Genomic DNA, 20429 nt, shown 5'->3' with positions numbered 1-20429 from the left:
GCGTTACTTCACGTTTAGGGTTTCCTTACTTATATCAAGTCAAAAATTTGCTCCGCTCAACCATTCACGGCAATGCCAATCATTCTTAACTCATTTTTGCGGAAAAAGCACCACAAATGGGCATTGTACCCTTGCGGCGCAACCCACAAGGGCAGCAAAAGCACTGCATATTTTTTTATAGCTTATTGTTATATAAAGTAAAATAGCAGGGTGCGCAAGGGGGTTACGCACCTTTGCCAATACAAAAATAGGCAAAACCAAGTCGGGCAATATCTACCGGGTTATACAGGTTGCGCCCGTCGAACAGTATGGGGGCTTGCAGGGCATTTTTAATGGCAGTAAAGTCAGGCGTGCGGAACTGGTTCCATTCCGTTGCCACCAGCAGGGCACTGGCCCCTTCAAGGGCGTCATACTGTTTCCCCACCACCTGCACCAGCGGGTTATGGGCATACCGCGCACGTGCCCCGGCAGCCGCTTCCGGGTCGTAACAGCGCACCGTCATGCCGCGTTCCGTGAGGTAATCAATGGTGTACAGTGCGGCAGATTCGCGCATGTCGTCGGTATTGGCTTTAAAGGCAATCCCCCAAAGGGCCAGTGTTTTACCGGCAATACCCCCCTGGGGGGCAAAATAGTCTTCAATACGCCGGGCCATAACCAGCTTTTGGTGGGCGTTCACTTCTTCCACAGCCTCAAGCAACTGCGGCGCGCACCCTGCCTGCCGGGCGGTGTGAATAAGCGCCTTCACGTCCTTGGGAAAACATGAGCCACCATACCCAAGGCCAGGGTAAATAAAATGGTAGCCTATGCGTTGGTCTGCCCCAATGCCTGTGCGTACATCGCGTACATCAGCCCCTACTTTTTCGCAAATACCTGCTATTTCATTGATAAATGAAATTTTAGTCGCCAGCATACAGTTGGCGGCATACTTGGTCATTTCCGCGCTTTCCGGCCCCATAACAATAATCTTGTCACGGGTTCTGGCAAAGGGGGCATACACTGTTTTCATCAGGCGGGCAGCGCTTTCGCTGTGTGTTCCAATAATTACCCGGTCGGGCTTCATGAAATCGCTTACAGCGTCGCCTTCTTTCAAAAATTCCGGGTTGGAAACCACATCAAAAGGAATATTCATCCCCCGCGCCTGCTGCGCAGTGTGAATGCATGCCTGCACCATTTTGGCCGTCCCTACAGGTACGGTGGATTTGTCCACCACCACCAGGGGGGCATTCATATGTTCGCCAATTTCTGCGGCAACCGCCTGCACATAGCGCAAATCACAGGAACCATCGGGCAAGGAAGGGGTGCCCACGCAAATAAACACAACCTCTGCCCCGCGCAATCCTTCCACCAGGCTTGTGGTAAACAACAGGCGTTCCTGGCTGGTATTGCGCAGCACCAAATCTTCCAACCCCGGTTCATAAATATGCACCTTGCCGGCACGCAACGCTTCCACTACTTTGGGGTTTATATCAACGCAGTGGACAGTGTTCCCCATTTCAGCAAAGCAAGCGGCGCTAACAAGGCCTACATACCCGGTGCCAACAACACAAATATTCATAAGCTCCCCAACGGTGGCGCATTCGTGGTTCCAAAGCAGAAAAAAGCGACTTCCGTTACCGTGCCATTGGAATATGAAGAAGAATAATCCCCCATAGCAGGCACGGCAATTGCCATTACAACAGGCAAATGATTTTTGGGTTTAGTACCGTGAAGCCACGCACACGTCAATATTCTTGAAAATTGTTGAAGCCCTGGCAAGGCTTTTCCCTTGACGAAAGGCCCATGCAGTGCCTAACTTTACCATTGTTTGCCTGCCGTGCCTTTGGCGCACATACCAGCCAGACCGTGAATACGCCAGCATTTTCCTGTGCAGGTAGCCCTGCACCGTAATAAGGAATAGAATATGATTGTAGGAATAGGCTTTGATCTTGTGGAGCGTGCCCGCATTCACAAAATTTTTGCCCGCTATGGGGAACACTTTGCCCGCCGGTTGCTGCACCCGCAGGAACTGGCCGCCATGCCCAAGGCCCCTGCCGCAGCCGTAGACTTTCTAGCCTCCCGCTTTGCGGTAAAGGAAGCAGGGGTAAAAGCCCTTGGCACGGGGTTCAGCCAGGGCATTGGCATGCACGATGTAACCGTGCGCTCGCTCCCCAATGGCAAGCCCTGCCTTGAGCTTCATGGGAAAGCACTGGAACGCATGGAAGAAATGGGAGCCACTGTGGCCCACATTTCCTTGAGCCATGCCCGTGATGTTGCCGGGGCTGTGGTTGTTTTGGAACGCCTTTCCCCCACCCCTATTACGGCACAGCAGGAATTATCATGTTAACCCAGTTACCCCTTTTTTCTCCCCTGCCCACCCCGGAAGAAATGCTGCGCTGGGACAAGCTGACCACAGAATCATTTTGCTACCCTGAAACCATGCTTATGGAAAATGCCGGGCGTGAAGCGCTACAGGTACTGCACTCCCACGTTGCCCTGACCTCCAAAGTCCAGGTTCTGGTGCTTGCCGGGGGGGGCAGCAACGGGGGGGACGGCTTTACCCTGGCCCGGCACCTGCACAATGAGGGGTGCCAGGTACTTGTGTACCACACCCACCCCCTGAATGAAACGCGCGGCGCAGTGCGGGAACATGCCCGCATGGCCCAGCGCCTGGGGGTGAACATGCTGGCTGTTTCCGCCACAGGCGAATTGCCCCTGCCCCTTGAATGGCAATACCCGGACATTGTGGTGGATGCCCTGTGCGGCATAGGCATGCGCGGCCCCTTGCGCAGCCGGGAACTGGCCCTGGTGCGCAACATAAACGCCCGGCGCAAACAAAGCTTTATTTTTGCCATTGATATGCCCACCGGCCTGTGCGGGCTCACTGGTTCCCCCATGCCGGAAGCAGTGCGGGCCCATGCCACGGTAACGTTTGAAGCAGGGAAACCCGGACAATATTTCCTGGAAGCCGCTCCATACATAGGCAAGCTCCATGTGCGGCGCATTGGCATGCCCACCCAGGTGCGCCTGCAAGAGCCGCCTTCCTGGTTACTTCTGGCCCCGGAACCAGGGGAATGGGCAGCGCCAGCCCCAGACCAGCACAAAGGTTCCGCAGGAAAAGTACTTGTCCTTGGGGGGAGCACTCAATATAGCGGGGCTCCCCACCTCACCAGCCTTGGGGCGCTGTGTACCGGGGCTGGTGTAGTGCACCTGGGCTGCCCTGCTACCCTGGCCCCCTGGCTGCGTGCCGCACAACCAGAATGCATTGTGCACCCCATGGGAAAAAGCGATAATTGGCAAGGCGCAGTGGAAACGATGGAAGCCTTGGTGCATGCCACAACCCCAGGCTGCATCGTTATGGGCCCTGGCATGGGCCGTGGCCCTTATGCCCGTTCCGTGGTTGAGCGCCTTTTGGGCATACCAAACCGCCCCCCTGTTGTGCTGGATGCAGACGCTCTTTCCTTTTTCTATGCCAGCAATGCAGACGGAACCACAGTAGAAGCACCACCGCTCCCCCTGGCACTACTTGGGCAGGAAGATTGCATAACTCCCCACCCGTTTGAGCTGGCACGGCTTTTGCCCCCTGCCTTCCATGCCGCTGCCAGGGCCCAAAAAAACACCGCAAATTCAGTGCCGCACCCGGTTAACCTGGCAGAAAACGTGCAGGCCAACAGGCCAGCCGCCTTGCGTGCTTTTATTGAAATGTGCCAGGCCACCCTTGTGGTAAAAGGTGCAGGCACCCTGGTAGCCGGGCAAAATACGCCCACGGTACTTTCCCCCTATGCTGTGCCCGCCTTGGCCACGGCTGGTTCCGGCGATGTGCTGGGGGGCATAATTGGGGCGTTGCGGGCAAAAGGCATACAGCCACTGGAAAGTGCCAGCCTTGGGGTTTATTTACACGCCAGGGCAGGCATGTTGCTGGAGCAGCAAGGACCACAGGGGCACCTTGCCAGCCACATTGCCGCCATGTTGCCCAAGGTGTGGCAGGAGCTGTACCATGCCTAGTCTTACTTTCTCCATTACCTCATTGGAATCGCTTGCTGCTGTGGCAAAAGCCATGGCCCAGGCCGCGTGTGAGGTTTCACCGGGGGCGCTTTTGCTTTCAGGCGGGCTTGGGGCGGGTAAAACCACATTTACCTCTTTTTTTGTAACATCCTTGCCAGGGGGGGCTGCTGCGGAAACTTCCAGCCCTAGTTTTACCCTGTGCAATATATACCCCACCCGGCCAGAAGTGCACCACTTTGACCTGTACCGCCTGGAAACAGCACAGCCTCTTGATTTATTGGCAGAATCGTTTGATGCCCAAGGGGTGCTGACTGTGGTGGAATGGCCTGAACGCATACACAAGGCAGACGCCCCCCCCCATGGTGTTTACTGCCTTTTTTCAATTTCTGATACAAATGAGCGTGTTCTGGACTTGACACCGCTGGGCAGGCAAGGCAAAACTTTTCTTGACCGGGTAGCAGAACGGCTTCCCAGTATACTGTAATCTCTTTGGTTGGGAATTGGCAGAACGACAAAATGACCACTGTGGATAAGGATAGACCCATGGAAATTATGGTTCAAAAATTCGGCGGCAGTTCTGTGGCAACACGGGAACGGATGCAGCTTGTTCAAGGCAAAGTGAGCCAGGCCCTTGCCACGGGGGCCAAGGTGATTGTAGTACTTTCTGCCCGGCAGGGAGACACGAACCACCTTCTTACGCTTGCCGGAGAATGGTCACAGTCGCCAGACCCGGCAGAACTGGATGTTCTTGTTTCCACAGGGGAACAGGTCTCCATTGCCCTTTTCACCATGATGCTTATTGACGCAGGCATCAAAGCCCGCTCATTCCTGGCCCACCAATTGAAAATTCATACAGATTTTACCTTTGGCAAGGCCCGCATACAGCACATAGACCGTGAATATATTGCACATCATTTTAAACACTATGATGTGCTGGTGGTGGCAGGCTTTCAGGGCTGCACAGAAGACAACCGCATTACCACACTTGGCCGGGGCGGTTCAGACACCACCGCCGTGGCCCTTGCTGCTGCCACCAAAGCCAGCATGTGTGAAATTTATACCGATGTAGAAGGCGTATACACCACAGACCCCAACCTGTGCCAAACGGCCCGCAAACTGGACGTTGTTTCCTATGAAGAAATGCTGGAAATGGCCAGCATGGGGGCAAAAGTACTGGAAATACGCTCTGTAGAATTTGCAAAAAAATATAATGTACCCTTGCTTGTGCGCAGCACGTTCAGCGAGGCTTCAGGAACACTCGTAACCCATGAGGACAAAACCATGGAACATATTATGGTTTCTAGCATCGCCTACGACAGGGACCAGGCCCGTATTACCATCACTGCCGTAGAAGACAAGCCAGGGGTGGCTTCTGCCATTTTTGGCCCGCTTGCCAGTGCCAATGTTTCCGTGGATGTCATTGTGCAGAACCCCAGCAAAGACGGGGTGACAGACATGAATTTCACCGTGAGCCGCAAAGACCTGCAACGCACCCTGGCTATTGTGGAAGAAACCCGCAAGCAACTGGGTAACCCCATTGTGGAATATGACGCCAATGTGGCGAAGATTTCTGCCATTGGCGTGGGCATGCGCAACCACTCAGGGGTTGCTGCCAAAATGTTTGCAGCTCTCCATGAAGAAAACATCAATATTCTCATGATCAGCACTTCGGAAATCAAAATAAGCTGTGTTATTGAAGAAAAATATACAGAGCTTGCCGTGCGCGTATTGCACAACACCTTTGGCCTGGATAAACAGTCGTACCTGGAAGATTAGGCCAAAGCATGAAGCAAATTACTATTTATGATACCACCCTGCGCGACGGGAACCAGTCGGAAGACGTCAACCTTTCGCTGGACGATAAAATTACCATAGCCTTGAAGCTGGACTCATTCGGCGTGGCGTATATTGAGGGTGGGTGGCCGGGTGCGAGCCCGGTGGATACCGATTTTTTCAAAGAAATTCGTAAGCACACGTTACACCATGCCCGCATTGCTGCGTTTGGTTCTACCTACCACCCCAAGAATACGGCGGAAACAGACCCGAACCTGCAAGCCATTGTGGCGGCCAAGCCAGACGCTGCCGCCATTTTTGGCAAAAGTTGCGCCCGCCACGTGGAAGAAGCCTTGCGCATTACGCCGGAAAGTTACCTGCCAGTAGTGCGTAATTCCATTGCATTTCTTGCGGCCCACCTGCCGGAAGTGATGTTTGATGCAGAGCACTTTTTTGACGGCTACCAACGCGACAAAGACTATGCCCTTGCCGTGTTGCAGGCTGCATTTGAAGGCGGGGCCACCTACCTTATATTGTGCGACACAAACGGCGGCAACTTGCCCCACACCATTGAGCGCATAGTGCGCGAAGTGTGCGCTGCCCTGCCCAAGGCCCGCATTGGCATTCATGCCCACAACGACTGCGAGCTGGCTGTGGCAAACTCCATTGCCGCTGTGGAAGGTGGCGCTGCTATGGTGCAGGGCACCATTAATGGCGTTGGTGAACGGTGCGGCAATGCAAACTTGTGCTCCATTGTTGCCTTGCTGGAACTGAAATATGAAGGGCAATACACCTGCCTGCCCCAGGGCAGCCTGGCCCAACTGCGTAAAACGGCCCATTATATTTCTGAAATTGTGAACATGGTGCCGTTTAGCCGCCAGGCCTTTGTGGGGCGCTCTGCCTTTGCCCACAAAGGGGGCATTCACGTAAGCGCCGTAAACCAAAATTCCAGCCTTTATGAGCATATAGACCCTGCCCTTGTGGGCAACGAGCAGCGCATTCTGCTAACAGAGCTTGCCGGGCGAAGCAACATTGTTTCCCTGGCCCGCAAGTTTGGCTTCCACCTGGATAAAGAAGAACCAGTGGTAAAAGGCCTGCTGGTGGAATTGAAGGAAAAGGCCGCTTCCGGCTACGACTATGCCGCTGCGGAAGCTTCTGTTGAGCTTTTGCTGCTGCGCAAGCTTGCCCGGCGCGGGGTACGCGACTTTTTCAAGCTCAAGCAGTTCCGTGTGTTTGAAACCAAACAGGCCGGGGACGATGCCCCCACTTCCGAAGCCACCGTGACCCTGGAAGTGGAAGGCCACACCGAACACACCGCCGCCTTTGGCTATGGCCCGGTAAACGCCCTGGATAATGCCCTGCGCAAAGCCCTTTCCGGCTTTTACCCCAGCCTGGCTGAAATGCGCCTGGTGGACTTTAAAGTGCGGGTGCTGGGAACCAATGAAAAAACCCACGGCACAGCGTCACAAGTGCGGGTACTTATTGAATCTGCCGACCATAACAGCAAATGGGTAACTGTTGGGGTTTCCTTCAACATTATTGAAGCAAGCTGGCAAGCCCTGAGCGATTCTGTCACTTACAAGCTCTACAAAGACGAAAATGAACAACGCGCTAAGTTGTAATTTATTATAGTTACGTATCTTATGGGGGACGCTGTCCCCCATACCTCCTGCAAGGGACGTGACGCCCCTTGACCCCCTCGTTTGACAAGGCACAAGTTATTTTTTAAGGCGGGTGCTGGACTCTTCAGTCCTGCCCCGCCTTAAAAAAAACGAGTAACGCTGCCAAACGGAATAAATCAGCGTTTCCCCGGTAGTACTTTAGCCATGGCGCTGGAATCCTCTTCGCCGAATCCTGCATCCACTGCGCGTTGCAGCATTTCCACGCCAATGGCGCTTACGGGCATGGGCAAGTGTTGTTCTGCGGCAATATCATCCACAATTTTCATGTCTTTCAGGTGCAGTGCGCTTTTAAAGCCAGGGGAATAATCGTTGGAAATCATGCGCTGGCCGTGCAGCTTAAGCACTGTGCTGCCAGCAAACCCACCCATAAGGGCTTCACGCACCGGGGCAAAGTCCACTCCATTGGCTTCGGCAAAGGCGCGGGCTTCCGCCACGCCAAGGATGCTGGCGGTAATGCAAATCTGGTTGCAGCTTTTTGCAATTTGGCCTGCCCCGGTTTCCCCAATGCGGGTAATGGTTGTGCCCATGCTTTCCAGCACTGGGGCAATACGGGCAAACAGGTTTTCACTTGCCCCCACCATAAAGGTCAGGCTGCCAGCTTTTGCCCCTGCTGTACCACCGGAAACCGGGGCGTCGGCAAATTCTATGCCCATGGGGGCCAGGCGGGCGGCAAATTCACGTGTTAGTGTAGCGGAAATAGTGCTCATATCCACCACAATAAGGCCTTTCTTCTGGCTGGAGGCAATGCCATTCGGGCCAAACAGCAATTCTTCCACATCAGGCGCATTGGTCACGTTCAGGAAGACAATATCAGAAGCAAGGGCCACCGCAGCAGGAGAATCACACAAAACTGCGCTTTGTGCTTCCAGGGCCGAACTTGCTTCCGGGCGGCGAGCCCACACTGAAACGTGATAACCGCTACGGATAAGATTGAGAACACAGGGAAACCCCATAAGCCCAAGACCAATATACCCTATCTTCATACAGCCTCCCACAAGGGTTAAAAGGGCCATTACAGCCCTTTTGTGAAAAAATGCAACCTAAAACCGTTGTACAACGGATAGTGTTGCATTTCCCTGCGGAGGCACTGCCTTCCCGGGAAATACAACATAAATCACAGTGCAAGACTCTCTAATAGTATTTTTTACACGCTTTGGGCGTGTAATTTAACAAAAGCCGTGGCTTCTTCCAGGGAATTCACTTCCCCGGCAATTTGGGCCTTTAGCAAGTTCTGGCGCAATAACCCCACATGGGGCCCAGGTTGCAGGCCCGTCACTTCCATAATCTGGTTGCCGTTCAGCAATGGTTCCAGCTCGCGCTCCGGCTTTTCCGCCCTGTCCAAATACTTGGCGTTGTGGTTAAACGCCGTGTAATTATCTTCACGCGACTTAATGTTGGCGCGAGACATCTGAATGAGGCGCTGGTATGATTCCAGCACTTTAAAACGGCGAATCCCCCTGTCTGTCATGGTAAACTGGAAGCGCATGTGGTTGCATACCAAGTCGCAAATCAGGTCTATCTGATCAATGGGCATACGCAAACGACGTAAAATAATACGCGTTACCTGCGCCCCCACCCGGTGGTGCTGGTAAAAAGTCCAGCGGCCCTGGTAAAATTCAGCAGTGTACAACTTGCCCACATCATGAAAGAGCATGGCAAACGTTCCCAGCCAATCGTGGTTAAACTCCCCTTCAGGGTAATGACGCATGCAACCAATGGTGTGTTCCAGTACGGAATCCATTACACCACTGTCATTTTTGGTTTGCTGCACACAGGCAAGGGCGGCAAGTTCGGGAATAAGGGCATGCAGCACCTGGCTATCAAACAAAAGCTGCACAAAGCGCCACATATTTTCTGCGGCCACCTGGCGCCATTCATCCATAATATGCTGCACGGAAATATAGTCGATAATACGCTGGGAAGAGCCAACAATGGCCATCCAGGTATTTTGCTCAATGGGCAAATCAAAGTTGGCAGCATGGCGCATGGCCTGAATGCCGCGCAGGTAATCCTGACGCAGCACTTCATCTGGGTGGCCCGCAAAGCACACAGAATGTTCCATACACATAAAGCCTTTGTATTCTTTATGCTTCTTGGCCTGGCGCTTTACTTTTTCCGCTTCATTGTGCTGGGCAAGGCGTGCTTCCAGGGTGGGGGTGGTGCGGGTTAAAAAATCTTCCGGGGCCACCGTGTTTTCGTGCATCTGATAAAAACGGTACAAAAAATCCCCTTCACGCAGGGTGGCAAGGGCCCCGTTTTCATTGAGCCCCAAGGCTGCGGAGGGAAACAACTTTACCAAATCGTCACCGGGCATGTCGGTACACAGGTCAATTTCCTGCTTGCCGTCAGCCACAATAAGCAGGTGGTGCAATGGCGTGTTCACAATATGCGCATCAAACCCGTTGCGCATAATGGATTTACATATGGTGATGGCATCCTTGAATGAAGGCTGCGTCATCGTATCCTCCTGGTATCGTTAAAGCAATTATACGTTGCAATGCTGGCCTTGGAACCCCTGCCTTGCACTGTGTGCCTTTTTCCTGGGCTGGCCGTACGGTACAGGGCATTACCCTGCCAAGCGCAGTCCCCCAAGGCACAATTGTTGCAAACGCAGCCAGGTAAAGCCTAGCTATTTCAAGGGGTCTTGCAGGGTACTCTTTTCGTGAAGTATAGGCACCTTGGGTACTGTGAGTCAAGGGAAAGCAATGAGCTAAAACACTGGAAACAGGCAGTTTAAGACTATTGCGCGATAGTCTTAAAGCGACCTCCCGCAGGGAAGACATTCCCAAAAGCACCAATAAAGGAACGTAATTTTCCTGTAAAATGAGTGCATTTGGGACTTAGGCCATAATTTACGCTGCGCAGGCAGAGGGAATTATGATGGAAAAAGTACGCAAAACGTAGTTTTGCAATGGTCTTAGTTTGAACCTTCTTTCCCTGTTATGCTGGGCTTTGAATCAAAAAGGCAGAGCGCCACCAGCTTTGGCAGCGCTCCACCGAAAAAGAGAAAACCATTATCCAGCACGCACGCCAAATGAAACGCTTAATACATGGCCCCAAATGAATTGCGCGAACTGCGGCACACCACTTCACCTTCTTCAAGTAAAAACACCTTGCCAGAGTCCATGGTGTCTGTGGTGAAGGTGGCTGTGCCAATGGCCACTTCGCAGCCGGGCATAACCTTGCCTGGGGCAATAACGCGGCATTGTTTGGCCTCTTCTTCTTGCAGCACCAACTGCCGCCACAAGGCAGTGCGGCGTTTTTGGGCCAAGGCCAATTTTTTTACGGCAAGGGCATGGCGGGCACCATGTTCCAGTACCATAACTTCGCCCCTGGCCATGAGCTTTTTAAAGTACGCCACTTTGCTTTCCAGGTAGGCAATCCGGCTTTCCATTTTTTGCAACTGCAAAAAGGCAAAAGGGTCATACCCCATCATAATGCGGGTGGGGGAAGAAAAGTCACTGCCCAGTTGCCCTTCAACATATACCACGCCGTTGGCATACACCGTGCCCCCCTGTAAGCGCCCTTTCACCACCAGGTTACCTTCAGTATAAATGATGCAGTGCAGGCAGGAACCGTCAATAAACACATTGCCTTTGGCCCGAATTTGGACATTCTCGCAAAACGGCAGGCGCACATTTCCGCCAGCATCCAGCAAGCTGCTGGGCAGTGCATGGCGGGTGCCGTGCTTTTCCCCTTCTTCCGTTTCCACACTGTGTATGGCCGCGCCTTTTACCCCGGAAAGGCATACAATATCATGCAGTGCCTTAATTTTTGCACTTTCAATGTGCCCTTTCACCAGCACGTTGCGCGACTGCACAGCAAAGCCGGTTTGCACATCGCCATGTACGGCAATGTCCCCTACAAAAAGGATGTTGCCCGTTTGCAAACCAATGTTGCCCCGTACATTAAGCATTTTTTTTATCGAAATCAGGCCGTCATGGTAAAAAACATAGCCGTTGGCAGAAGCAATAATGCGATTGGGGTTTTTGGGGTGTACTTCACAGTTTGGACCGCACGGCAGGTGGAATGTGGAGTATATAAAGCGTGGGTCACGCTGATGTTCCGGGGTGTCTTCCAGCGGCATGATTTCCGCAAGGGTTTGCCCGGCCACCACGTTCTGCACATAGCCAAGGCACTGATACTCCACACGCCCACCCGAAACTTCAAGGGGGGCTAAGCTTTTATAGTTAAAGTCCGGGTTGAAATAATGATGCAGGTAATACATGGGGGGTGCTCCTTAACAGGAAGAAAGGGCCACGGGGCAGGCACACCTGGGCCTGGGCCTGACCCCTGGGCTTATGCCATGGGCAGCATCGAGAATATAACGTTACACAACAAGCGAACTGACAATATCATCCTCTTCTTCAAGAAACACAAAAAAACCAGTCAGTTCCAGGCTGTCCAAGCGTTCCTTGATTTGCGCGGGCACTTTGAACAGGTAAAGCCGCTTGTTCAGCCCAAACAGGACGGAGGCAAACGCCACCAAAACTCCCAGGCCGGAACTGCTTATGGTGGTCCGGCTCAAGTCCAGAATAACTTTTTGCAACTGCTCTGCTAAAAGGTCGTTGAGTGCAGCGGAAAACTCATCTGCCACACGCAGCCCCAAGGCCCCTGCAAACCGGCCAATAACAGTTCCGTGTTCATGCAGCACAATTTTAACTGGCCGGCAGGCAAAAATACTTTCCTGCTTACCCTGTGGGGTCATCCGGTAAATATTTTGTATAATTTCCCCAAGGCCATTTTCCGGTGTTTGGCTCATGCCCTTGCCTCCTGGCGCAATGTTTACGCCCGGTGAAACAGATTACGCAAAAGAATGCATTCTATACATCTTGGCTTGCCCTTGCTGACAATAATGCAGCCTAAAAACTGCCCAGAATGTATATAACTGCCAGCGAAATAGGCAATACCTGATGATGCCTGCACCCCGGTATTGACTATGCCACCACCACGTTTGCACTTGGGCAGAAGAGAGCAAACAAGCGCACATTACATGGGGACACACATGAAAAACACGGAATTACATCATCTTTTTTTCAATGTAGCGTAAAACATATCCCATAGCAACCAGCACAATAGCAGAATAGATATAATTGGCGCGTGAATACAAAATCTGGCTCTTGTAAAAATCATAACAATAACAGACAACAAGCACGACAACCCCCAACAAGTAACGGAAACGCGCCAGGGCCACAGCAAGAATGCAGCACTGAAAGGCCAAAACTTGCCCAACCAACTGAAATGGGATACTAAAAACAAGCTGCCCTGCACATATGCCGGGCAAAACGCACATGCCACGCAGGGCAAAAGGGGATATGGGTGAACCATTTACTTGTCGTACAGCTTGCCAGGCTTGGCGACCTCATACAATCCAAACGGTTGTTACTCTCCCTTGCGGCGCAGCCGGGTGCCCAGGTGCACCTGTGTGTGGACGCCTCCCTTGCTGCATTTGCCGCAGCCTTGTTTCCCTTTGCCCATGTGCTGCCCTTGCCTGCCCACGCCACAGGTGGGGCCACGCCTGAAAGCGTCTTCACCGCAGCCAGGCATACGTTTGCCCAGTTGCAGGAAATACCATTTTCCGCAGTATACACCTTGAATGCCAGCCCCCTTTCTTATGCCATTGCCCGCCTGTTTCCCCCGGAAGTGGTGTGCGGGTATAGCTGCCCCAACGGCCAGCCCATGCGCCACCCCTGGCTTGAACTGGCTGCCCGCTGGACACGCCACCGCCTGTCTTCCCCCTTGAACCTTATTGATATGTGGGCACACCTGCACCCTTCCCCCATTGCGCCGCAAGCGGTAAACCCTGTGGCAACCCCCGCAGGGCAAGGCCGCATTGGGGTGGTTATGGCTGGCCGTGCCCAGCGCCGCTCCTTGCCTGTGCCTGTGCTGGTGGCCTGCGTGGAAGCACTCTTCCGTGCCTACGGCGGCCCCACCATTGTCTGCCTTGGCGGCAAAGGGGAAGTGCCCCTTGCCCGGCAGTTTGGCCGGCAGCTTTCCCCGCACGCCCAGCGCAAACTGGAAGACACCACAGGCCGCACCGAGCTGCTGGACCTTATGGAGCTTTTGCCCACCCTTGACTGCCTGATTACGCCAGATACAGGACTTATGCACCTTGCCACGCACTTTGGCGTTCCTGTGCAGGCTTTTTTCCTTTCTTCGGCCTGGTGTTTTGAAACAGGCCCCTATGGCCTTGGGCACAACGTATGGCAAGCCACAGTACCCTGTGCCCCCTGCCTGGAAACTGCCCCCTGCCACCACAATATGGCGTGCCTAGCTCCTTTCAGCCAGCCGGGATTTTTGGGGCACCTTGCAGGCACACAGGCCCAGCAATGGCCGCAAGGGCTTACAGGCTACAGGAGTGCCCTGGACGATTTGGGGGTATGCTACCACCCTGCGCATGGTACTGATGCCGGAGTTGAGGAGCGTACCAGCCGCCGCGCCCTGCTTGCAGAACTGCGCCTGCACAGGCTGGAGCCCGCCGCCAAAGGAGCGGAAGCATTGTTTCAGGAAGCAGATTGGATGCTGCCCTAAGGAAACGCTAATTTATTCCGTTTGGCAGCGTTATTTCACTTTTTTTGAAACAGTCGAGGACGGAAGAGTCCACTCCTGCTTCAAAAAAAGCTCATGCCTTGCCAAACGAAATAACTGAACGTTTCCAAAAAAACTTTTACCTAACGCTGCCCTAAAGCATTCAACGCTGCAATGCTCCAGCCCTGGCACCCATAATGCTTGGCTATTTCAAGCATTATTTCCCTATGCTTCACACCGCATTCACTTAAACCCTGCAAGAGGCCACCCATGCACCGCGTTCTTGTCATTCTTCCCCTGTATGGCGGCTCTTTGCCCATTGGCAGGTATTGCGCCACCGCCCTGAAAGACCTGGGCTGCCTTGTGGAAACATTTGAAGCACCGGAATTTTACAGTGCATTTCAGGCGCTGCAAGGGTTGAAGGTAAGCAGCGACAGACAGAATTTTTTGGAAAACAGCTTTTTGCAAGTGGTTTCCCAGGCCATACTTGCCAAGGTGGAAGCATTTCAGCCAGACATGGTGCTGTGCCTTGCTCAGGCCCCCATGAGCCGCCAGGCCCTGCAACGCCTGCGAAGCATGAAAGTGCCCACTGCCATGTGGTTTGTGGAAGATTACCGCCTGTTTACCTACTGGCGCGCCTATGCACCCCTGTATGATATTTTTGCTGTTATCCAGAAGGAACCCTTTTTAGCAGAACTGACTGCGGCTGGCGTAGCTAACCCCCTGTACCTGCCCCTTGCCGCCCTGCCCGCCTTGCATGCCCCAACCCCCCTTGACCCCAAAGACATGCAGGAATATGGCGCAGAAGTCTCTTTTTTGGGAGCAGGCTACCCCAACAGAAGGGAAGCCTTTGCCCGGCTGGTGCACCACAAATGTAAGATTTGGGGTACCGAATGGGAAGACGCCCCTGCCCTGGCCCCCCTGGTGCAACGCGGCGGTGCGCGCATTTCCCCGGAAGATGCTGTTAAAATCTACAATGGCACACACATTAACTTGAACCTGCACTCCAGTGTGGACGCCAACACCCTGGTTTCCGGCGGGGATTTTGTAAACCCACGCACGTTTGAACTAGCCGCGTGCGGCGCGTTCCAACTGGTAGACAAACGCAGCCTTATGGGTGAACTGTTTGCGGAAGATGAGCTGGCGACTTTTGATTCCATGACCGACCTGGAAGAAAAAATACCCTACTGGCTTGCCCACCCGGAAGAACGGGAAGCGTTGTGCCGCAAATCCCGTACACGGGTGCTGGCAGACCACACCTACCAGCAACGCATGCGCACACTGCTGGATTTTGCCAAAGAGCACCTGCCCGAATTTGGCACACGCCCAGAAGCTCCCATGCCGGAAAGCATTCCCCCTGCCATGCAGAAAGAACTGCAAGACATCCTTAAGGAGCATAACTTGCCCGCATACGCTTCCTTCAATGACATCATTACAGCCCTGCGCCATAAAGAAGGGGTGCTTTCCAGCGCGGAAACGGCCCTGCTTTTTCTGGACGCCTGGAATACGCTTTACGCAAGCAAAGAGTAGGGAACGCTGATTACATTGTTATTTTTTACTTGGGGGGGCTTGCCTCCCCAAACTCTTGCCTGGAACGAAAAAATGCTCTACACACAGAGCGCTTAGGGCTGCCCAGGGGCAAAACGTGTGTTGCCCTCCCTGCACAATGCCCGGTGCGGCAAGGGATGTTGTTTGCAAGCATACCTGCGCACTTTCACCAATTTACTGAACAATCTGGCCGCAGGCTTCCCTGGGGCACAGAGAACTGAACACTTTTCAAAAGGAAATATTATGAAGACCTTGCTTGCATGCGTGTTGTTTTTGGCTTTGGGGGGCTGCGCTTCCAGTTCTAAAGAAGTGTGGGTACACCCAGAACGCACCGGGGCCAACTATGAACAGGATGAAGCCCAGTGCAACTTTGAAATTGGCAAGCTTAATGCTCAAAAAGAAATTGCGGTAGAACAGCAAACAAAACTGTTCAACGATTGCATGAAGTCTAAGGGCTGGAAGCAGGAAAAACGCTAGGAACGCACATTTTTTGCGTTTGGCGGCGTTGCTCGCATTTTTTCCACCGGGGCAGGGCGAAAGAGCCCAGCACCCGCTGTAAAAAATACTTCGCGACTGCCGTCGGCTTTAGGGAAATAAAAGGGGTAGGCGAACATGGTTCACCTACCCCTTTTATTTAAAGCATAATGCGGCTGTACTATCTATCCCCTGGCCCTGGCTGGCGCATGGAGCTGGTGGCCCGCTTATGCACAATTTCTGTGCCTATGCCTGCATCTGTCAGCAGTTCCAGCAAAATGCAGTTTTCCACCCGGCCATCAATAATCATGGCTTTGTCCACGCCTTCCTGCAATGCTTCCAGGCAGCACTTCACCTTGGGAATCATGCCCCCTTGCAGGGTGCCATTGGCGAACAGTTCCCAAGTCTCATTCACTGTCAGGGAAGGGATAAGGCGCTTTTCCAGGTCAAGAATGCCTGCAACGTCTGTAAGCAAGAGCAAGCGCTTTGCCTTCAAGGTGGCGGCAATGGCCCCGGCAGCGGCGTCGGCATTAATATTATATACTTCATTGTCGTCATCTACCCCCACCGGGGCAATAACAGGAATAAAGTCACCCTGGGCCAGGGTTTCAAGAATAGCGGTATTTACCGCCATCACTTCCCCCACCCGGCCAAGGTCCACCACTTCCGGGGCAGCAGCGCCGCTATGCTCAATAACCATTTCCATTTTCCGGGCGCGTAACAGGCGGCCATCTTTACCGCAAATACCGGCAGCTTTTGCCCCGGCGCTGTTCAAAAGCCCCACAATTTCTTTGTTTACCTTACCCACAAGCACCATTTCCACCACATCCATGGTGGCGTCGTCGGTAACGCGCAGGCCTTCACGAAACGTAGACTGAATGTTCAGGCGCTTGAGCATTTCCCCAATTTGTGGGCCACCGCCATGCACAATAACCGGGTTAATGCCCACCTGCTTGAGCAGAGCCACGTTTAATGCGAAAGAACGCTTCAGGCGGTCATCGGTCATGGCATGGCCGCCGTATTTAATAACAATGGTTTCGCCCCTGAATTGACGAAGATAGGGCAGGCATTCAATAAGTAACCTGGCCTGCTGGGCTTGCTGTTCCATGGTGTATGCTCCGCGAGGAGAAGTAAAAGGAGAATGAGTGCAGAATAATTCCGCTTCACCAATACAACGCAGTGCCCCTGCTGGCAATACCCGGCAGGGGCACTTTTATAAAGGAAACGCTAATTTATTCCGCTTGGCAAGGCACGCGCTTTTTTTGAAGCAAGGAATCAATTCGTCCGTCCTTGGCTGTCCTCTCTACGAAGCCCGAGCGGAGACGACTATTGTGGCAGTTTACGCACGTAGTCTGCCAATTGCTTGGCCTCGGTAAAGCCTGCGTTTAGTTCCATGGCTTTTTCTGCCTGTGTCAGGCACTCCGGCCAGCGCTTCCAGTCAAAGTAAAGCCGCCCCAAGTTAAAGTACAGGTTGGGGTCGCTGGCATCAATGGCAATGGCTTTTTTAAAGTTTTCTTCGGAAGCTTCATAGCGTTTAATCTTGCGCAACGCAATGCCCAGCCTGTTAAACACTCTGGGGGAACTTTGTTGAGCGGCCAGGGAAGCTTCAAAATATTGGCTGGCATCTTCATACAAGCCGCTTTGCATAAATCGTTCGCCCACGTTTTCGGAAAGGGCCGCATCGTCTGCAAACTTGTTTACAAGGGTAGAAAAGGTACTGCGGGCTGCGTCGTGCTCCCCCTGGTCCAGTTCCTGCTGCCCTTTGCCCAGCCCCTCTTCCTTTTCTGCCATAATACGTAGCGCATCGGCAGGCAATTGGCTTGTTGCATGGCTTTCCAAAGTATCGGCCAATTCTGCCAATGTTTCAGCAATGGCCGCTTCAGAGCCAGGCTTATAGTCAATACGCAGTGGAAAAAGTTTTTTAATTTCCTGGTTATTGCTTATAGCATAACAGGCATCTTCAATCATTCTGGTAAACTCTTCCATTTCAGAGCGCATGGGCTTGCTGTTTGCCACCTGCTTAATGCCTGCATACGCCCCCCGCACGGCGGAAAGTAATTGCCCTTGCTTGAGCAGGGTGGAAGTTTGTGCAAGGTGCTTACGTGCATTGAAAAGTGCTTGTGACATTATTTCTCCTTACCCAGCACTACCGCATTACAATAAAGCAATACAGGCCGTGCCCCTTGGGGTGGACCGCCAGTTATTCGGCAGCCTCTTGTAACAGGGCTAAATATTCATCTACAGCGAGAGCAAATGCCGGAATATGCTCTTCAAACAAGGCCCCAGCCCCCATGCAGTTGCCAAGCGCTTCAAGGCTTTTAATGGAGGCATTCATCACAATAGGTTCCGCATCAGGCTTCAGCACCATTCGTAGCACCAGTTTTTCACCAGGGCACAATTGGCGCAAGGCAGCCTTGCCCTGCACGTTAAATGTTATACGGCAGCCCCCCTGGCTGATGTCGCCAATTATTCCATGGGTATCGCCGTGGCGCGAACTTATCATGACAGGCAGCGAACAGGTGGTGCGCTTGTGGGTGCGCATTTCTACAATGCTGATACGCCCAGGGTATTCAAGAAAAACCAACAAACTTGGCTTAATGATGTGAGACATGACTTCGCTTTGAAAGCTGTGAACAGAGCCATCACTCAGGTAGCGTACTTCCACAACGGTGCGCGGCAACAAAAGGTTGCGTACCCCCGGCACTGAAGGCAGCTTGAACATGATAAAGTCGTAATGGCTTACCCCCAAATATTCCCCAGGAAGCGAACGTGCACTCTGCGCAGAAGGGTTAATGCGAACATGCACACGTGAATTGGGTTCAATTTGCACCTTGGGCATAACGTCCTGGTAAGGCTTTTGCCCGCTGGGATGCGCTTTTTCAAGTAAGTCAATCATCATTGCCTCGTTGCCGTTACATGGCCCACCACCTGCACCGGGCAGGAAAAGCCCAATGACCGTAACCAGATATTTCCGGGGGCAGCCACCTGCGCCCAGCCGTGTGCTTACAGAATAAATCGTGAAAGGTCTGCGTTTTCTCTCACCTCTGCAAGGGCATTGCGCACCCATTCCCGTGTAATAACTATGGTTTCCCCACTCCGTTCCGGTGCTTCAAAGGAAAGTTCCGCCAGTATTTTTTCCATAATGGTATACAGGCGGCGGGCACCAATATTCTCGGTTTGCTGGTTGGTTTGCTCAGCAAAGGCTGCCACTTCTTCCAACGCTTCAGGGGCAAAGGAAAGGGTTATTCCTTCTGTGCCCATAAGGGCGGCATACTGCACGGTAAGCGCATTATGCGGTTCTTGCAGAATGCGCAAAAATTCTTCCTTGCCAAGGGCTGTCAGCTCTACCCGCAGGGGAAAACGCCCTTGCAATTCGGGAATAAGGTCAGCAGGCTTGCTCACATGAAACGCCCCGGCAGCAACAAAAAGAATATGGTCGGTATTCACCATACCATACTTTGTGGAAACAGCACTGCCTTCCACAATGGGCAAAAGGTCACGTTGCACACCCTCGCGGGAAACATCGGCCCCGCCCCGCCCGTTCTGGCTTGGTATAGCAATCTTATCAATTTCGTCGATAAATACAATACCGGTCTGCTCCACACGTTCTTTTGCCAGGGTGGTTACTGCGTCATGGTCAATAAGGCGCTCTGCTTCTTCCTGCACAAGCAGGGTATAGGCTTCATCCACCGGGAACATGCGGCGTTTTTTACGTGCCGGAAACATGCGGCCAAATGCGTCTTTCAGTTGAGAGCCCATTTGCTCCATGCCCGGCATGCCAAATACATCCACCTGACCACCACCACTTTCTTCCACTTCCAGCTCCACCTCTTTCCCGTCAAGGCGGCCTGCACGCCACATGGCCCGCAGTTTTTCCCGCGTGGTTTCATGGTTCACCCCTGTGGGCACGGGCTGGCCGTCGGCTGAAGCCATAAAGTCTGCCGTGTGGGAGGCAGGCAACAAAAGGTCCAGCAAGCGGTTTTCCGCCGCAGCTTCGGCATTTTCTTTTACCCGTGCACGCTCTTCTTCCCGCACAAGGGCAATGCCAATTTCCATGAGGTCGCGTATCATGGATTCCACGTCGCGCCCCACATAGCCCACTTCCGTGTACTTTGTGGCTTCCACCTTAATAAATGGAGAGCCGCACAACTTGGCCAGGCGGCGAGCTATTTCGGTTTTCCCCACACCTGTGGGGCCCATCATAATAATATTTTTTGGTGAAACTTCGTCGCGCAGGCCGGGTTCCAGGCGCTGCCTGCGCCAACGGTTACGCACGGCAACGGCCACCATATGTTTTGCTTCTGTCTGCCCAACGATAAATTTATCCAGTTCGGCAACAATTTCACGCGGGGTCAAAGAACTGCTCATAGCTACCTCAAAAAAAGGGAAAAACAAACCACATCAGGCACAACCAATGCGCTGAAAAGCTTGTAAGGTGGACAA

The 20429-nt window shown here is 53.0% G+C and carries 17 protein-coding genes; 8 read left to right on the top strand and 9 right to left on the bottom strand.

Annotated elements, in window-relative coordinates; all coding sequences use genetic code 11:
- Positions 1-223: 223 nt before the first annotated feature.
- Positions 224-1555, bottom strand: coding sequence for a UDP-glucose dehydrogenase family protein (locus tag G497_RS0104150; protein ID WP_027187203.1), 1332 nt, complete (start codon positions 1553-1555; stop codon positions 224-226).
- A 345-nt stretch (positions 1556-1900) separates the two neighbouring features.
- Between G497_RS0104150 and G497_RS16680 the strand changes: the two genes are divergently transcribed.
- Genes G497_RS16680 through cimA form a run of 5 tightly spaced genes read left to right on the top strand, consistent with a single transcriptional unit; the run spans position 1901 to position 7376 of the window.
- On the top strand, positions 1901-2323 hold the full coding sequence (locus G497_RS16680; RefSeq protein ID WP_051257823.1) for a holo-[acyl-carrier-protein] synthase: 423 nt from the start codon (positions 1901-1903) through the stop codon (positions 2321-2323).
- Positions 2317-3981 carry a bifunctional ADP-dependent NAD(P)H-hydrate dehydratase/NAD(P)H-hydrate epimerase gene (locus G497_RS16675; RefSeq protein WP_034636545.1) on the top strand — a complete coding sequence of 555 codons (1665 nt, stop codon included), beginning with the start codon at positions 2317-2319 and terminating at the stop codon, positions 3979-3981. The genes G497_RS16680 and G497_RS16675 overlap by 7 nt, the downstream gene beginning before the upstream one ends.
- Positions 3974-4465: a tRNA (adenosine(37)-N6)-threonylcarbamoyltransferase complex ATPase subunit type 1 TsaE gene (tsaE, locus tag G497_RS16670; RefSeq protein WP_051257822.1), complete on the top strand. Its 492-nt coding sequence runs from the start codon at positions 3974-3976 to the stop codon at positions 4463-4465. The genes G497_RS16675 and tsaE overlap by 8 nt, the downstream gene beginning before the upstream one ends.
- A 59-nt stretch (positions 4466-4524) precedes the next feature.
- Positions 4525-5757 carry an aspartate kinase gene (locus tag G497_RS0104125; RefSeq protein WP_027187202.1) on the top strand — a complete coding sequence of 411 codons (1233 nt, stop codon included), beginning with the start codon at positions 4525-4527 and terminating at the stop codon, positions 5755-5757.
- An 8-nt stretch (positions 5758-5765) separates the two neighbouring features.
- Positions 5766-7376 carry a citramalate synthase gene (gene cimA, locus G497_RS0104120; RefSeq protein ID WP_027187201.1) on the top strand — a complete coding sequence of 537 codons (1611 nt, stop codon included), beginning with the start codon at positions 5766-5768 and terminating at the stop codon, positions 7374-7376.
- 176 nt (positions 7377-7552) lie between these two features.
- Here the strand turns inward: cimA and G497_RS0104115 are convergent, their stop codons facing one another.
- The 4 genes from G497_RS0104115 to G497_RS0104095 all read right to left on the bottom strand — a co-directional run bounded on the left by G497_RS0104115 (position 7553) and on the right by G497_RS0104095 (position 12198).
- Positions 7553-8419 carry an NAD(P)-dependent oxidoreductase gene (locus tag G497_RS0104115; RefSeq protein ID WP_027187200.1) on the bottom strand — a complete coding sequence of 289 codons (867 nt, stop codon included), beginning with the start codon at positions 8417-8419 and terminating at the stop codon, positions 7553-7555.
- A 161-nt stretch (positions 8420-8580) separates the two neighbouring features.
- Complete coding sequence (locus G497_RS0104110; RefSeq protein ID WP_027187199.1) at positions 8581-9894, bottom strand: HD domain-containing protein; 1314 nt, start codon at positions 9892-9894, stop codon at positions 8581-8583.
- A 585-nt stretch (positions 9895-10479) separates the two neighbouring features.
- Positions 10480-11664, bottom strand: coding sequence for a FapA family protein (locus tag G497_RS16665; protein WP_051257821.1), 1185 nt, complete (start codon positions 11662-11664; stop codon positions 10480-10482).
- A 102-nt stretch (positions 11665-11766) separates the two neighbouring features.
- Positions 11767-12198: an STAS domain-containing protein gene (locus tag G497_RS0104095; protein WP_027187198.1), complete on the bottom strand. Its 432-nt coding sequence runs from the start codon at positions 12196-12198 to the stop codon at positions 11767-11769.
- A 557-nt stretch (positions 12199-12755) separates the two neighbouring features.
- Between G497_RS0104095 and G497_RS16660 the strand changes: the two genes are divergently transcribed.
- From G497_RS16660 to G497_RS0104075, 3 genes are all read left to right on the top strand, one after another.
- A complete protein-coding gene (locus tag G497_RS16660; RefSeq protein ID WP_034636541.1) occupies positions 12756-13967 on the top strand; it encodes a glycosyltransferase family 9 protein in 1212 nt (403 codons plus the stop codon).
- A 267-nt stretch (positions 13968-14234) separates the two neighbouring features.
- Positions 14235-15494, top strand: a complete 1260-nt coding sequence (locus G497_RS16655; RefSeq protein ID WP_034636538.1) for a CgeB family protein — start codon at positions 14235-14237, stop codon at positions 15492-15494.
- A gap of 261 nt (positions 15495-15755) precedes the next feature.
- Positions 15756-15989 (top strand): hypothetical protein, encoded by a 234-nt coding sequence (locus G497_RS0104075; protein WP_156907916.1) that lies wholly within the window; start codon positions 15756-15758, stop codon positions 15987-15989.
- Positions 15990-16167: 178 nt separating this feature from the next.
- Here the strand turns inward: G497_RS0104075 and argB are convergent, their stop codons facing one another.
- The 4 genes from argB to hslU form a co-directional block, all read right to left on the bottom strand.
- Entirely contained in the window at positions 16168-17094 is a 927-nt protein-coding gene (gene argB / locus G497_RS0104065) for an acetylglutamate kinase (RefSeq protein ID WP_027187195.1), read from the bottom strand.
- Between the two features lie 218 nt (positions 17095-17312).
- On the bottom strand, positions 17313-18113 hold the full coding sequence (locus G497_RS0104060) for a tetratricopeptide repeat protein (protein ID WP_027187194.1): 801 nt from the start codon (positions 18111-18113) through the stop codon (positions 17313-17315).
- 73 nt (positions 18114-18186) lie between these two features.
- Positions 18187-18885, bottom strand: coding sequence for a flagellar brake domain-containing protein (locus G497_RS0104055; protein ID WP_169726967.1), 699 nt, complete (start codon positions 18883-18885; stop codon positions 18187-18189).
- Between the two features lie 104 nt (positions 18886-18989).
- On the bottom strand, positions 18990-20354 hold the full coding sequence (gene hslU, locus G497_RS0104050; RefSeq protein ID WP_027187192.1) for an ATP-dependent protease ATPase subunit HslU: 1365 nt from the start codon (positions 20352-20354) through the stop codon (positions 18990-18992).
- Positions 20355-20429: the final 75 nt, after the last annotated feature.

It is taken from the genome of Desulfovibrio cuneatus DSM 11391 (assembly GCF_000430005.1).
GTDB classification, from domain to species: Bacteria; Desulfobacterota; Desulfovibrionia; order Desulfovibrionales; family Desulfovibrionaceae; genus Frigididesulfovibrio; species Frigididesulfovibrio cuneatus.
This window is presented reverse-complemented; position numbering and strand designations above follow the sequence as displayed.

Coding starts and splice junctions, on each gene's coding strand:
- G497_RS0104150 (WP_027187203.1), bottom strand. CDS start 1,555: ATGAATATTTGTGTTGTTGGCACCGGGTATGTAGGCCTTGTTAGCGCC.
- G497_RS16680 (WP_051257823.1), top strand. CDS start 1,901: ATGATTGTAGGAATAGGCTTTGATCTTGTGGAGCGTGCCCGCATTCAC.
- G497_RS16675 (WP_034636545.1), top strand. CDS start 2,317: ATGTTAACCCAGTTACCCCTTTTTTCTCCCCTGCCCACCCCGGAAGAA.
- tsaE (WP_051257822.1), top strand. CDS start 3,974: ATGCCTAGTCTTACTTTCTCCATTACCTCATTGGAATCGCTTGCTGCT.
- G497_RS0104125 (WP_027187202.1), top strand. CDS start 4,525: ATGGAAATTATGGTTCAAAAATTCGGCGGCAGTTCTGTGGCAACACGG.
- cimA (WP_027187201.1), top strand. CDS start 5,766: ATGAAGCAAATTACTATTTATGATACCACCCTGCGCGACGGGAACCAG.
- G497_RS0104115 (WP_027187200.1), bottom strand. CDS start 8,419: ATGAAGATAGGGTATATTGGTCTTGGGCTTATGGGGTTTCCCTGTGTT.
- G497_RS0104110 (WP_027187199.1), bottom strand. CDS start 9,894: ATGACGCAGCCTTCATTCAAGGATGCCATCACCATATGTAAATCCATT.
- G497_RS16665 (WP_051257821.1), bottom strand. CDS start 11,664: ATGTATTACCTGCATCATTATTTCAACCCGGACTTTAACTATAAAAGC.
- G497_RS0104095 (WP_027187198.1), bottom strand. CDS start 12,198: ATGAGCCAAACACCGGAAAATGGCCTTGGGGAAATTATACAAAATATT.
- G497_RS16655 (WP_034636538.1), top strand. CDS start 14,235: ATGCACCGCGTTCTTGTCATTCTTCCCCTGTATGGCGGCTCTTTGCCC.
- G497_RS0104075 (WP_156907916.1), top strand. CDS start 15,756: ATGAAGACCTTGCTTGCATGCGTGTTGTTTTTGGCTTTGGGGGGCTGC.
- argB (WP_027187195.1), bottom strand. CDS start 17,094: ATGGAACAGCAAGCCCAGCAGGCCAGGTTACTTATTGAATGCCTGCCC.
- G497_RS0104060 (WP_027187194.1), bottom strand. CDS start 18,113: ATGTCACAAGCACTTTTCAATGCACGTAAGCACCTTGCACAAACTTCC.
- G497_RS0104055 (WP_169726967.1), bottom strand. CDS start 18,885: ATGATGATTGACTTACTTGAAAAAGCGCATCCCAGCGGGCAAAAGCCT.
- hslU (WP_027187192.1), bottom strand. CDS start 20,354: ATGAGCAGTTCTTTGACCCCGCGTGAAATTGTTGCCGAACTGGATAAA.